This window comes from Bacillus sp. FSL K6-3431 (genome assembly GCF_038002605.1).
Taxonomy (GTDB): domain Bacteria; phylum Bacillota; class Bacilli; order Bacillales; family Bacillaceae_C; genus Lederbergia.
This window is the reverse complement of record NZ_JBBOCT010000001.1, coordinates 4,797,673-4,811,274: the sequence shown is the minus strand read 5'-3', so window position 1 is coordinate 4,811,274 and position 13,602 is coordinate 4,797,673. Positions and strand designations below refer to the sequence as shown.

The window sequence follows — 13,602 nt, the reverse complement described above, 5'->3', positions numbered from 1 at the left end:
TCTCACTCCCATTCCTTTAATGCTAACCTTAATTTTTCTTGTTCTTCTACAGTACCAGCAGAAATGCGCACTGCCTTCAAAGAAGCTTCATCAAAACAACGAATTTTAATTTTTCGTTCATATAAAAAATCAGCCAATGCTTTTGCACGATCATATTTCATTAAGAAAAAATTAGTGCTGCTTGGGTACAAATATGTTCCTTCTGTTCGCGCTGAAAATTCAGTCATGATTGCTTCTAACTCCGCAATTTGCTCTAATTGCAATAATAAAAATTGATCAAGCACATTCGCCTTTTCCATTAACTGCGTTCCTAGCAATGCTGAAATTGTGTTTACGTTATATGGAGGCTTAATGCAACTAATGCCCGCAATAATGCGATCATTTGCGATCAAAAACCCAAGCCTTAAAGCAGCCATACCAAGTGCCTTAGATGCTGTTCGTAAAATAATTAAGTTATCATATTCGCGTACTTTCCCAGCAAATGGCGACTCCCCAGCAAAATCCATATAAGCCTCATCTAAAATAAGCAAACCGCCAACAAGTTTCATCGCACTGATTAAATCTTCTATTTCATTTTCACTGTAAAGCTGACCTGTAGGATTATTCGGATTGGATAGAAATAATAATTTTGGCTTCTTTGCGCTAATTTCAGTTTTAACTATATCGATTGGAAGTGTAAAGTCTTCATTCAGCTGAATCTGAGTTACTTCCGCTCCCATGACTAACGCATTTTTCTCATACATGGAAAAATCCGGTTCTAGCACAATGACTGTATCTCCCAGATCTAATGCATACTGAGAAATAAGTGAAATCAATTCATCAGATCCATTTCCCGGTAAAACATTTTCAGCCGGAAAACCAGCAAATCGCGCGTAGGTCTCAACAAGCAGATCCGAGCTTTCCGCTGGATAGCGATTAATCAACGTCTCTTCTAGTTTCGAAAAATCCGCAGATGAAAGCAAACTCATAAATGCCTCATTATTATCAAGCCTAATCATATCAAACTCTGGTTTTACTTTATAAGGTGTTAATGTTTGTAGCGTTTTTCTCATTATTCCATCCTCACTTTCACAGCGCGTGCATGCCCTTCCAGCTGTTCCTCGAAAGCTATGCTTTCAATATGCTGAGCAGCCTGTTGCAGTGCCTGTTCAGAATAGTAAACATATGTCGTCTTTTTTATAAAATCATCGACAGATAAACCTGATGAAAATCTAGCTGTTCCTGATGTTGGCAATACATGGTTTGGTCCCGCGAAATAATCACCAACAGATTCAGGTGTATAATGACCAATAAACACAGATCCTGCATTTTTCACTTTACTTAACTGTGCAAGGGCATTATCGATTTGTAATTCTAAGTGCTCTGGCGCCAATGCATTGACGAGTTTAAACGCTTCATCGATCGACTCAACAAAAACCGCCGCTCCTTCACTTTGTAATGCTACTTCAGCAATCTCTTTTCTTGGTAACACCGCGCATTGTTTTTCAACCTCGACCATTGTCTCTTCAAGGATTCTTTTCGATGTGGAAAAAACAAATGGTCTAGCTTTCTCATCATGTTCAGCTTGAGCAATTAAATCCGCAGCGATAAATCTCGGATTTGCCGATTCATCAGCAATGATCGCTACTTCTGAAGGTCCTGCTATCATATCGATGCCCACATCTCCAAATACGAGGGATTTTGCTGCAGCAACATACGCATTCCCTGGTCCGACAATTTTATCGACAGGCGTAATGCCATCTATTCCATAAGCCAAAACAGCAATTGCTTGGCTACCACCCATTTTATAAATCGTATGAACTCCTGCAATATCTGCAGCAACAGATAAAATGGGAGAAATAGCGACTCCATCTCGTGCTGGGGTTGTCATTACAATTTCGCTCACACCGGCGAGTGCAGCTGGAATAGCGTTCATTAAAACAGTTGACGGATAGACGGCTTTTCCGCCGGGAACGTAAACCCCCACTCTTTCAATAGGGCGAAACAACTGACCACTCACAATCTCAGGTGTCATTTCCATCATTCTTGATTGCTGAAGCTGTTTAGAATGGAAGGAACGTATATTATCCGCAGCCTTTTGAAGCGATTCAATTACCGCTGGAGAAACAGCCTTCCAAGCTGCGTTTCTTTCTTCATCCGTTACGATCCATTCATTGGGAATACCACCATCGAATTCTTCTGTATATTCTTTTAAAGCTATTTCTCCGCGATTCTTGACGTTTTCTATTACCTCTTTTACCGTCTCCATCACCTTGTCATCAAACGGCTGTTTCTTTGTTTTTCGAGAAATAAATGCTGTTTTAAATTGTTCCACTGAGTATACCGGTATCATATTGTCGCCTCCTCCGCTTTAAACGATTCTATTAGTGGTGAGAGGATTGTTTTTTTCAACTTTAGTGAATTTCGGTTAGCGATGCAACGAGCGGAAAGTGAAAACATTTCTTCTTTTACGATGAGGCCATTTTCCTTTAGCGTACTACCCGTTTCGACAATATCAACAATATCGTCAGCAAGGCCTAAAAGAGGAGCAAGTTCCACGGAACCTTCGAGTTTTACGATATCTACCGATTTTCCCTTTTCACGAAAATATTTCGTCGTAATGTTTGGATATTTTGTCGCAATTCTTGGTTTACGCAATGATGGAGCAGCCGTTGGTTCACCAGCAATTGCAAATCTGCATACGCCGAATGGTAGTGGCAAAAGATCGAACACATCAGGCTCGCTTTCAAGTAAAATATCTGCACCTACAATGCCGAGATCGGCAATTCCATATTCCACATATGTAGCAACATCAATTCCTTTGGCGAAAACAGCAAAAAAATCATCTGTTTCGACTTGCAGCTTTCTACCTTTATCAATTAAAGGTTGAACATCGTATCCACGCTCTTGTAAAAAAGCAATGAATTGTTTTTCTATTCTACCTTTTGTTAGGGCAAGTACCGGTTTCATCTTTCCACCACCTCAAATTCTCCATTGTACTCTTTAATTTCAACGATTTTATCATAGTCTTCTAACATAGATTCCGTTGATTGTACATCGACAATACTATCTTTAAAAGTACCTCTAAGCTGCTCCGCAAACACTAAAGACTCTTCTGACGCAATAATACAAATTTTTTGTTTATCGTTGTTCATATGAATATGTTCTGCCAAAACATCTACTTCAAAACCAAGTCCAACGGCCGATACCCGTTCATTAAACTGATCATAGAGTTGATCATACCGTCCACCTGAAAAACAAACTGCACCTGATTCTTTTAAAAATCCTCGGAACATGATTCCTGAATAATAAGGTAAATTTTTGACCCTACCAAGATCAACAAGAATCTCTTCATTGCCAGATGCTTTCATAATCAGGACAAGCTTTTTCAAATGTTGTAGCATCCGCAATAATTCCGGCTTACTTTCCCAGCGTTTTTCGTACTCGGAGATGATTTCCATTTGACCAAATGCGTCGACGAGACTCGCTAACTCATCCGCTAGCTCTTTACTTCCATTATCGGCAGCTATTTGAAAAACTTCATCTTTTTTCTTATCATGCATAGCAACTCTCAATCGTTCACGTTCTTGCTTCGATAATGTCAATTCTGCAGCAAGTTTTTCATAAATACCTGCATGACCAAGTTCGATGACACAGGGTTCTAAACCTAGATCATTTAAAAATGATCGTGCCATTAGTAAACTTTCACTTTCGCCCATAAGCTCGGGCATATGGATCATTTCCACCCCAGCTTGATGAGATTCAACTCCAGGCATATTTTGCTGAAAAACAGAACCGGCATAAGCCCATTTTTGCGGTCGCTTTTCTTGATTGGATAATGCTCTAGCAATCGCGATTGTCCAATCTGGTCGTAACACTTCAATTTCTCCCTCAGAATTAAACCATTTCATCATATTCTGTAATTTCATATCTACATATTCATTCGTAAATGTAGAGGCATACTCAATTACTGGTGTAGATATTTCACGATAACACCGATTTATAGCCACTTTTCTGAACTTTTCAATTACATGAAATCGACTACTGACAGTAGCTCCCATTTCATCTCTACTTCCCGTCGGTAAAAACATTTTTGTCACTTCCTAATTCTTTATCCCGTTATCACTCTATCGAACTAAAGGATTTTTTGATTATTTTTACTTTATCATACTAAATTATAGTCGTCAACTAGTTTTTTACATTTTCAATAAATGAACAGCTCCTTCACTATTAAATAACGAAGGAGTTGGGGTGTATGATCTATTATCCATATAAATGACAGGCCACATAATGATTCAATTTTACTTCTTGCCATTCCGGCTTCGCTTTTGAGCATATTTCCATGGCTGCGGGACAACGCGTTCGGAACACACAACCACTCGGCGGATCAATTGGACTCGGAACATCTCCTTTTAGGACAATTCGTTCACGGTGGAAATCTGGATCAGGTATTGGCACAGCCGACAGCAAAGCCTGTGTATATGGATGTAACGGATCATCATACAAATTGGAGCTATCTGAGAGTTCAACCATATTCCCTAAATACATGACAAGAATCCGATCAGATATATATTTCACCATTGACAAGTCATGAGCAATAAACAAATACGTTAAACCCATCTTTTTCTGGAGTTTCTTCAACAAATTAACAACCTGCGCTTGAATCGACACATCTAGTGCTGAAATCGGTTCATCACAAACGATAAACTCTGGCTCTAAAGCTAACGCCCGAGCAATTCCGATTCGTTGCCGTTGTCCACCACTGAACTCATGTGGGAAACGACTTATATGTTCCGGATCTAAACCTACTAATTTCAACAACTCTTTAATGCGCTCTTTTTTCTTTTTCCCGCTCATGGTTTTATGAATAGCAAATGGTTCTCCAATGATTTCCTCAACTGTCATCCGCGGATTCAATGATGCATATGGATCCTGGAAGATCATTTGCATATCTCGTCGAAGTTTAGCCATGTCTCTTTGATTGTTGGAATAAATGTTCTTTCCTTTATACAGTACTTCGCCTTCAGTAGGTTCGTATAAACGAATAATCGTTCTTCCCGCCGTTGACTTTCCACAACCGCTTTCACCAACAAGTCCAACGGTTTCTCCAGGATAAATATCCAAAGATAATCCATCCACTGCTTTTAATTTCTTATTATCTACAGAAAAATACTTCTTCAAATTTTTCACTTGTACCAGAGGAGGTAAGGTGCCTTTTTTCTCTACTATGTTTTTTAATTTAGCTTTCATATTCGCCCTCTCCCTCCTCTATTTAACCGCTTTTTAGCAAACGGATGATGAAGCCAACACGCTGCATACTGATCATTGTTCACTTCTTCCAATGCTGGAGTATGATCATTACAAACGTGCATGGCATGTTCACAACGAGCATAAAACGCACATCCTTTCGGAGGATCCAGTAGATCTGGTGGTGTACCAATAATAGGAGAAAGCGGTTGCGATTTATTCATATCAAGGCGTGGAACAGATTTGAGCAACCCTTTTGTGTATGGATGTTGGGGAGTTGCAAACAATTCATGAACCGTTCCAGATTCCACAACTTGACCCGCATACATGACGACAACTCTATCGCAGACCTCCGCAACCACTCCTAGATCATGGGTGATTAATATAATAGAAGTTCCTGTTTGTCGCTGAATATCCTTCATTAATTCGAGAATTTGTGCCTGAATTGTAACATCAAGTGCTGTCGTTGGTTCATCAGCAATTAACAGCCGTGGATTGCATGCTAAAGCCATGGCAATTATCGCTCTTTGCCGCATCCCCCCCGAATATTCATGAGGATATTGATCCATTCTTTTTTTCGGCTGCGGAATTCCAACAAGTTCAAGCATATTCAATGCTTTCTTATAGGCCCCTTTTCTACTAATCTGATTGTGACGTATGATTGCTTCCATAATCTGATTACCAATTTTGCTTGTTGGATTTAGTGAGGTCATTGGATCTTGAAATATCATACTTATTTGATTTCCACGTATACGCTGCATTTCTTTTTCACTAGCAACAAGCAAGTTCTTCCCGGCAAAATGAATCGTACCTTGTTTATAGTGAACTGGTGGTGATGGCAGTAGCTTCATAATAGATTTGGCTGTCACACTCTTTCCACATCCTGATTCCCCCACTATCGCAACTGTTTCCCCCTCTCTAACAACAAAGTCCACACCTCTAACTGCTTTTACTTCTCCGTCATACGTACGAAAGGATACGTGCAAATTTTCTACTTCTAATATTATCCCCATCAACGATCCCTCCCTTCTTAATCTCTTAATCTTGGATCAAGAGCATCCCTCAGACCATCACCGAAAACATTGAACGCCAACATCGTTAGTGAAATTAATATGGCAGGAATAAACAATTGATAGAAATTTCCAATATGAATACTTCCTAGGGCATCATTCACTAGCGTACCCCAACTTGCTTGAGGCGGTTGTACACCTAAGCCAAGATAACTTAAAGTTGCTTCTGCAAAAATGGCAGTAGGTACTGTCAGGGTCAGATTTACGAGAATCGGCCCAAGCGTATTAGGTATCATATGCTTTCTTAATACCCACCACATATTCGCCCCCATCGAAGTAGCAGCATGGACATATTCTAATGCTTTTAACTGAAGTACCTGTCCTCGGACAAGTCTTGCCATCGGTATCCATCCTGTGATCGTCATCGCTATGATGATCGGCCATATTCCTCTTTTCATCGCAATCATGACTAGTATTACCATTAATAAATAAGGGATTGCATAAAGCACCTCAGCGATCCTCATCATTACGTTATCTGTACGACCGCCACGAATAGCAGCGATTCCGCCATATACCACACCCACTAAGAAATCAATTAACGCAGCCATAAACCCAATGAATAAAGAAATTCTTGCTCCATACCAAGCGCGCGTAAATAAATCTCTTCCCGCTGAATCTGTGCCAAACCAGTGTTCAGTATTTGGTTTTAGATTCTTTTTTGCAAAATCCTGTTCAAAATAAGTAAAGCCGGTTAGATAGGGTCCGACAATCGCCAAGATCAATAATATTAGAATCATAATCAACCCGAACATCGCAAGCTTATTTGTTCTTAAGCGCCGCCAAACATCTGACCAATAAGAGATAGTTGGCCTAGTTATTTTTTCTGCTTCCTTAAAATTGTCTTCGGCTGGCAAAAACATCTCTTCTATCATTTTCACATGCTTTTCCATCATCAGCTCTCCCCTGTGACCTTTATCCTAGGATCAATCCACGTATACGCGATATCCACTATTAAGATCAAAAGGATAAGAATAGCGCTGTAGAAAATAGTTGATCCTAAAATGACAGAATAATCTCGATTAAAGATGCTCTTTACGAACATTTCTCCCATTCCTGGGATGCCAAAAATATGCTCTATAATAAAGCTTCCAGTCACAAGGTTAGCAGTCAATATCCCAAGCACAGTCACGACAGGCAAGATCGCATTGCGAATCGCATGCTTAATAATAACAGTGCTTCTCGCTAAACCTTTTGCTTTCGCTGTCAAAATATAATCCTGATTCATTACTTCCAGCATGCTTGATCTCATAAGTCGAGCGATATATGCTAGCGGCATTAACGAGAGTGATATCGATGGCAAAACAGTATGTGCCCAGGACTTCCACGTCGCAACTGGAAGGAGTTTCCATTCAACAGCGAAATATTGGATGAGAAAAGTAGCGAGAATAAAACTAGGAACCGAAATACCAATAATAGCTACTACCATCGATAGATAATCTGGCCATCGGTTTCGGTTCAATGATGCAATCACACCTAAAATCAAACCGAAAGTTACGGCAATTACTAATGCCTGTAATCCAAGATGCAAAGAAACTGGAAATCCCTTTTTAATATAATCATTTACTGTCAGAGATTGAGATTTCATGGATGGACCAAAATCTAGCTGGATCAATGACTTTAAATACAAGCCATACTGGACTATTTCTGATTTATCTAAGTGATAGTGTCGCTGCAGGTTTGCATAAACAGCTGGAGGCATAGCCCCTTCTCTAGCAAATGGATTACCAGGAATAATTTTCATAATAATAAAAGTAATCGTAATAATTACCCATAATGTCAAAATTGCCCATAATAACCGCTTTAACGTATATTTCCACAATATATCCACCACCTCATTGTGTAACATTTTTTTAAATAGAGGTATGCCGATCCGACATACCTCTATTTAAAGAGGCTCGCATAATGCGAGTCACAACGGTGTTTCCACAGGTCGTGCGATCTAAGCAGTTATGACCTCCCACACCCAAAGAGGGCGTTTATATTTCTTTATTGTTCAATATCCGCGTAAATAAATTGTGGGTAACGATTAATAGGTGTAAAGATCCCCTTTACATGTTGTTTTACAGAAAATGGCTTTGTATAAAAATAAATTGGAATGATCGGCATTTCTTCCATCAAAATTTCTTCCGCCTTATGCATCGCTTCCATGCGTTCTTCCTTATTCATTGATGTTTTTGCAATATTGACATTTTTATCATAGTCAGCATTACTCCAATTTACATCGTTGAATGGACCATCTGTTACCCATAGATCGATGAATGTCATCGGATCAACATAATCTCCTGACCAACCTCCACGAGAAATTTCGTAATCACCAGCTTTTTCACGATCAAGCTTTACTTGGAATTCAACGTTTTCAAGCGTTACGGCAACATCAAGATTTTTACGCAACATTTCTTGCACGGCTTCTGCAATTTTCTTATGTCCTTCAGAAGTGTTATAAACAATTGTAAACTCCGGCATTTTATCTAGCCCTTCTTCCGCTAACCCTTCTGCCAGCAACTTTTTCGCTTCCTCCATATCTTCTTTGAATAATTCTCCTGTATTTTCCTGAAAATCACCGCTTGCATCAGGAATACCTGGAGGGATGATAGAGTACGCAGGCTGCTGCCCCCCTTGAGCGACATGCTCTGTGATCGTTTTTCGCTCCACTGCCATGGTGAGGGCTTTCCTTACCTTTTTGTTGTTAAAAGGCTTCACATCATTATTTAAGTTGTAATAATAAACGGACAAATCTGGGCCATTATTGAATTCAGGATCGCCTGAATTTACGAGTTGGCCTTGTACATCCTGCGGAAGTGGGTAAGACAAATCAAGTTCATCGGCTTGATACATTTGCCATGCTGTATCTTCATTATCGATGATAACAAACTGAACTTCATCGAGCTTAATCTTGTCCTTATCATAGTAATTTTCGTTTTTCTCAAGCTTCATGCTTTCTTTATGTTTCCATTCAGTCAGTTTAAACGCTCCATTCGAGACGTAGCTTTCAGCCTCCAATGACCAATCAGGATTTGCTTCCTGAGCTTTTTTGCTTATTGGATAGTATGTGTAAAATGATGTTAAATCAAGAAAATATGGTGTTGGTTGTGCCAACGTTACTTCAAGCGTCTTTTCATTGAGCGCTTTAACTCCTACCTTTTCTTCTAGTGTAGGATAATCAGCTTCATTTTCTGAACTATTATATTCTTCCGCCCCTGCTAAATAATAAAGCTGATAGGCATATTCGGCGGCTGTTTTGGGATTAAGGACGTATTTCCAAGCGTATGCAAAATCATCTGCTGTTACTGGGTCTCCGTTCGACCATTCCATTCCGTCCTTCAAATGGAATGTCCACGTAATTCCGTCTTCACTCATGTCCCATTTTTCCGCCATCCCATCAACGATTTCTCCTTCAGGTGTTTTCTTCGTTAAACCTTCAAATGCGTGTTCTAAAATCCATGAATCATGGGTTCCTTGCGCTTCTCCTGGATGAAGTGCCCCAGGTTCCTCATTATTATTGAGATGCAATATCTTTTTTTCTGGAGCTACCTCTTCTTTTTCCTCTGTCTTTCCGGGTGAATTCTCGTCTTCCTTTCCAGGATCATTCGCCGTTTCCTTTTGACCACCAAAACAGCCTGCAAGCAATAACATCAGGGACAGAAACAACAAAAATGCGGAAAATTGCGACTTTTTCAAATAAAATCCCCCTCTTAGTATTATTAGCAATAAATTGCATAGTAATTGCCTTTTACTAGTCTATGAGGCATTGAAAGATTTAATTTGTCTATTCTTCACATAATCATCTTTTATTTACTTTTTTAAAGAATAGTGCGTCCATATGGGCCCAGGTCTGTCAAAAACACACGATAGATACTCATGCTTTATCAGCTACTGTAGTTAGCTCGGAATATGTTAATGACTGTTTTGCTCTCATTTATTTCTTTACACAATTCTTAAACAACAAAGCAGAAACAGTAAAGAGTAAAGAGAATAGAAGGATATGGGGGTTCCGACGTGGAATGTATTGTATTGAACTATTAATTAAGTCGGACTTTGTTCAGGAGAACGATAAAGACAGGATGACGGACACCGAATTAAATCTGAAAAACGAAGAAAATTGGAGATATGATATCGAAACATTTTAAGAAAGAGGCATTAAGCATAGAACATCAAGAAAAACACTTGCTAGTCATATTAGACATCTTGAATGAACCATTCATGCACATACCACAATAAAGAAAAGCGAAAGCGCCTAGCCCCGATTTCGTGACCTCAAGGAGCTAGGCGCTTCCGCTAGACATAGAAATACTTTTATACAATTGAAACGATATAAAACTTATCTTTTTTATCGAACTAGTCTATACGATATTGATTATGTTGCAATGTCTCGTTTCGTAAAAAAGACAAAAGCGAGAAGATGAAAAATCAAGAAATATATAATAATCATTATAATGGAAAATGACATCGTCATCCCTTCAACCAATGGCATTCCATCTATATATTGCATTAAGTTTGTGTTAGCAAACAAGCTATATTTTGCCCATGTGAATTTACTTGCAAGTAGGTTTGTAACTGTGCCACCCATAAGTAATAAGAAAATGGAAATCCCAATCGCTAATCCACTTACTCTGAATACAGCGGAAATCATAAATGCCATTGTCGCTAATAAAAAGATGCTTAATGAGTTTAATAAATATGATTTGATTAAATAGAGTAGAAGACTTTGTTCTGCCACAGCACCATTTACATAGGCAAGGTGAATATTACTAGCTTCCCCACCTGATCCAAATAAAATCGCACCTATCGCCGATGCACTAATGAATAGAACACCGAGCATTAGTAGTAAAAATAATACAACAGATGCATATTTGGCAAGTAGGATTTTCCACCGGTGGAACGGTTTGATTAATAGTACTTTAATTGTACCCCAGGTAAATTCATTGGCTACAATTCCAGCAGCAATAATAATAACAAATAGTCCAGCAAAACTAATTAAAGAGGCTGACTCATTAATAAAAGTCCAGACACTACTTGAAGTTTCAGGTGGCAAATCATGTTGAATCCGATATTCATTGATTGCTTTTTCCTTATTGATAAACTCTTTATACGAAGCCGTCATCATCGGGATTTCTTCCATATCCTGTTCCAATTGTTGATTACTTGCTGCTAATTCCTGCTTCCAATTATCGTTAATTGGTTCTGCTTTTGAGTCCAGATATTTAGTGATTGCTCCAGATCCGATCACAAGCAAGATGACTAAGCCAATCATGATATACGTCCCAATTTGTCTAAACATTTTAATCCATTCATTTTGGATGAGATTAAGCATGTGCTGCTACCTCCTTATTATTAGTAATCTCTAAGAATCGATCTTCTAGTGATTTGGAAATTCGTTTCACTTCATAAATAAGGATCTGATTCTCAACAAGTAATTTAATTATATCTGGCACTTGATCTCTTTCTAATTCTAGCTCCAGTCCGTCTTTATGATCCTTGACTTCGTACCCGTTCTCATGCAAAAGTTTCTTTGCTTTTTTCTGCTCATTGACTTGGCATACATAGTCGTGATGCGTATCACTTTCATTGGATCTGACATTCTGCACATTAATTAACTTACCTTTTTGGATAATCGCAATCCGATCACACATCATTTCCATTTCAGAAAGTAAGTGACTTGAAACAATGATTGCAAGGCCTTTTTCTTCCGCCAAGTTTCGTAAGTAATCACGCATCTCCCTTATTCCGGCAGGATCAAGTCCATTTGTCGGCTCATCTAGTATGAGGATTTTTGGATCATGCAAAAGACTTTGTGCAATTCCTAATCTTTGTCGCATTCCAAGAGAATATGTCTTCACCTTGTCATGAATACGATCTTTTAAACCAACAAATTTTACAATTTCATCAATTTTTTCGTTTGTGACCCCTTTTATTACGCGTGCAACTTGCTGTAAGTTCTGATAACCTGTTAAAAATTTATATAGTTCAGGGTTTTCAACAATCGCACCGACATTCTGAATGGCATTTTCATAGTCGTTTACAACATTCTTGCCACAAATAGCAATATCTCCTGAAGTAATCCCTATCAACCCAACAATCATTCTGATCGTGGTCGTTTTACCAGCCCCATTCGGACCTAAAAATCCAAATACTTCCCCCTCATTTACTTCGAAGCTTAAATCATCAATAATTTTCCGCCCACGAATGACTTTAGATACGTTTTTCAATTCTACAACAGTTTTCACTTTGCCTCACGCTCCTCTTCTATCAATATTGATTTAAACCAATCGAGCACTGAATACCCTTGTTCTTCTCGTAGTTGTTCCACGTTTTCACATCCAATAATATTTCCATTGTAAATAACAATGACTTCGTCCATAATCGACTCAATCTCATCTATTTCATGTGTAGCAATGATGACTGTTTGCTTATCAAAATCAATATAAGTAAGCAAGCTTTTTACAATGGAATCTCTTACTAAAGCGTCAAGACCTGAAAACGGTTCGTCTAATAGAATAATAGGCACTTCACGTGCTAGTGTTAGGACAAGCTTTAACCTACCACGGTTCCCTTTAGATAGTTGTTTGATTTTCTTATTGCCCACCAATTTCATCTCCACTAAAAGCTCATTTGCTTTTTCGAGACTAAAATCTGGAAATTGTGATGCATAAAATGCGATCATCTTTTCAACTGTAAAAGAATCATAAAACATATCCAGTTCAGTTAAATATGCAACCTTCTTACTAATTCTCCTTGTAACTTCTTCATCTGAAACAGTTACTTTTCCGCTATTAGGATAAACAAGACCAGTAATCATCTTTAGCGTTGTTGACTTTCCGCTACCATTAGGACCGAGCAATCCATATATTTTCCCCGGTGCGAACTCCAGACTTACATCTTTAAGCGCAAATTCAGATCCATACTTTTTGGTTACGTTTTTCAGACAAACAGTCACAACTGCTCACCTTCCTTTAAAAAGTCATCAAGACCTGTCACTATTTGCTTTTTCGAAAGACCTAGTTCCTTCATGCTGTTTACAAATTGGCCAATAATTTCTTTTTGCATAGAATGCTTCATTTCCATCACAATTTCTTCCTTTTCTACGACGAACGTCCCCTGCCCTCTTTTCGTCTCCACTACTCCCATCCTCTCCATTTCTGTATATGTTCGTTGAATGGTATTTGGATTTACACCTGATTGAATCGCCATTTCTCGTACAGAAGGTAGCTTATCCCCAGGTCTAATCTCTGCACGAACAATCTGCTGAAAGATTTTATCGGCAATTTGAATATAGATCGGTTTTGATGCTTCAAATTCTTTTGCCACC

The 13,602-nt window shown here is 38.7% G+C and carries 14 protein-coding genes; 1 reads left to right on the top strand and 13 read right to left on the bottom strand.

Annotated features, from left to right (window positions below; all coding sequences use genetic code 11):
- Positions 1-2: 2 nt before the first annotated feature.
- From MHB53_RS22780 to MHB53_RS22740, 9 genes are all read right to left on the bottom strand, one after another.
- A complete protein-coding gene (locus MHB53_RS22780) occupies positions 3-1,052 on the bottom strand; it encodes a pyridoxal phosphate-dependent aminotransferase (RefSeq protein ID WP_340922808.1) in 1,050 nt (349 codons plus the stop codon).
- Positions 1,052-2,332 carry a histidinol dehydrogenase gene (gene hisD, locus MHB53_RS22775; protein ID WP_340922805.1) on the bottom strand — a complete coding sequence of 427 codons (1,281 nt, stop codon included), beginning with the start codon at positions 2,330-2,332 and terminating at the stop codon, positions 1,052-1,054. The genes MHB53_RS22780 and hisD overlap by 1 nt, the downstream gene beginning before the upstream one ends.
- Positions 2,329-2,949, bottom strand: coding sequence for an ATP phosphoribosyltransferase (gene hisG, locus MHB53_RS22770; RefSeq protein ID WP_340922803.1), 621 nt, complete (start codon positions 2,947-2,949; stop codon positions 2,329-2,331). The genes hisD and hisG overlap by 4 nt, the downstream gene beginning before the upstream one ends.
- Positions 2,946-4,070 carry an ATP phosphoribosyltransferase regulatory subunit gene (locus tag MHB53_RS22765; protein ID WP_340922801.1) on the bottom strand — a complete coding sequence of 375 codons (1,125 nt, stop codon included), beginning with the start codon at positions 4,068-4,070 and terminating at the stop codon, positions 2,946-2,948. The genes hisG and MHB53_RS22765 overlap by 4 nt, the downstream gene beginning before the upstream one ends.
- 172 nt (positions 4,071-4,242) lie before the next feature.
- Positions 4,243-5,229: an ABC transporter ATP-binding protein gene (locus MHB53_RS22760; protein ID WP_340922798.1), complete on the bottom strand. Its 987-nt coding sequence runs from the start codon at positions 5,227-5,229 to the stop codon at positions 4,243-4,245.
- Positions 5,226-6,239: an ABC transporter ATP-binding protein gene (locus MHB53_RS22755; RefSeq protein ID WP_340922797.1), complete on the bottom strand. Its 1,014-nt coding sequence runs from the start codon at positions 6,237-6,239 to the stop codon at positions 5,226-5,228. Before MHB53_RS22755 ends, MHB53_RS22760 begins: the two co-directional genes overlap by 4 nt.
- A gap of 17 nt (positions 6,240-6,256) precedes the next feature.
- The gene (locus MHB53_RS22750; protein WP_340922795.1) at positions 6,257-7,189 is read right to left on the bottom strand and encodes an ABC transporter permease; all 933 of its coding nucleotides are present in this window, start codon (positions 7,187-7,189) and stop codon (positions 6,257-6,259) included.
- Positions 7,189-8,115, bottom strand: coding sequence for an ABC transporter permease (locus tag MHB53_RS22745; protein ID WP_340922793.1), 927 nt, complete (start codon positions 8,113-8,115; stop codon positions 7,189-7,191). The genes MHB53_RS22750 and MHB53_RS22745 overlap by 1 nt, the downstream gene beginning before the upstream one ends.
- A gap of 167 nt (positions 8,116-8,282) precedes the next feature.
- Positions 8,283-9,974, bottom strand: a complete 1,692-nt coding sequence (locus MHB53_RS22740; protein WP_340922790.1) for a peptide ABC transporter substrate-binding protein — start codon at positions 9,972-9,974, stop codon at positions 8,283-8,285.
- A gap of 323 nt (positions 9,975-10,297) precedes the next feature.
- Between MHB53_RS22740 and MHB53_RS22735 the strand changes: the two genes are divergently transcribed.
- Complete coding sequence (locus MHB53_RS22735; RefSeq protein ID WP_340922787.1) at positions 10,298-10,423, top strand: hypothetical protein; 126 nt, start codon at positions 10,298-10,300, stop codon at positions 10,421-10,423.
- Between the two features lie 227 nt (positions 10,424-10,650).
- Here the strand turns inward: MHB53_RS22735 and MHB53_RS22730 are convergent, their stop codons facing one another.
- Genes MHB53_RS22730 through MHB53_RS22715 form a run of 4 tightly spaced genes read right to left on the bottom strand, consistent with a single transcriptional unit; the run spans position 10,651 to position 13,601 of the window.
- Positions 10,651-11,607 carry an ABC transporter permease gene (locus MHB53_RS22730; protein ID WP_340922785.1) on the bottom strand — a complete coding sequence of 319 codons (957 nt, stop codon included), beginning with the start codon at positions 11,605-11,607 and terminating at the stop codon, positions 10,651-10,653.
- Complete coding sequence (locus MHB53_RS22725) at positions 11,600-12,520, bottom strand: ABC transporter ATP-binding protein (RefSeq protein ID WP_340922783.1); 921 nt, start codon at positions 12,518-12,520, stop codon at positions 11,600-11,602. The genes MHB53_RS22730 and MHB53_RS22725 overlap by 8 nt, the downstream gene beginning before the upstream one ends.
- Positions 12,517-13,230, bottom strand: coding sequence for an ABC transporter ATP-binding protein (locus MHB53_RS22720; protein WP_340922781.1), 714 nt, complete (start codon positions 13,228-13,230; stop codon positions 12,517-12,519). Before MHB53_RS22720 ends, MHB53_RS22725 begins: the two co-directional genes overlap by 4 nt.
- The gene (locus MHB53_RS22715; protein WP_340922778.1) at positions 13,227-13,601 is read right to left on the bottom strand and encodes a GntR family transcriptional regulator; all 375 of its coding nucleotides are present in this window, start codon (positions 13,599-13,601) and stop codon (positions 13,227-13,229) included. Before MHB53_RS22715 ends, MHB53_RS22720 begins: the two co-directional genes overlap by 4 nt.
- Position 13,602: the final 1 nt, after the last annotated feature.

Coding starts and splice junctions, on each gene's coding strand:
- MHB53_RS22780 (WP_340922808.1), bottom strand. CDS start 1,052: ATGAGAAAAACGCTACAAACATTAACACCTTATAAAGTAAAACCAGAG.
- hisD (WP_340922805.1), bottom strand. CDS start 2,332: ATGATACCGGTATACTCAGTGGAACAATTTAAAACAGCATTTATTTCT.
- hisG (WP_340922803.1), bottom strand. CDS start 2,949: ATGAAACCGGTACTTGCCCTAACAAAAGGTAGAATAGAAAAACAATTC.
- MHB53_RS22765 (WP_340922801.1), bottom strand. CDS start 4,070: ATGTTTTTACCGACGGGAAGTAGAGATGAAATGGGAGCTACTGTCAGT.
- MHB53_RS22760 (WP_340922798.1), bottom strand. CDS start 5,229: ATGAAAGCTAAATTAAAAAACATAGTAGAGAAAAAAGGCACCTTACCT.
- MHB53_RS22755 (WP_340922797.1), bottom strand. CDS start 6,239: ATGGGGATAATATTAGAAGTAGAAAATTTGCACGTATCCTTTCGTACG.
- MHB53_RS22750 (WP_340922795.1), bottom strand. CDS start 7,189: ATGATGGAAAAGCATGTGAAAATGATAGAAGAGATGTTTTTGCCAGCC.
- MHB53_RS22735 (WP_340922787.1), top strand. CDS start 10,298: ATGTATTGTATTGAACTATTAATTAAGTCGGACTTTGTTCAGGAGAAC.
- MHB53_RS22730 (WP_340922785.1), bottom strand. CDS start 11,607: ATGCTTAATCTCATCCAAAATGAATGGATTAAAATGTTTAGACAAATT.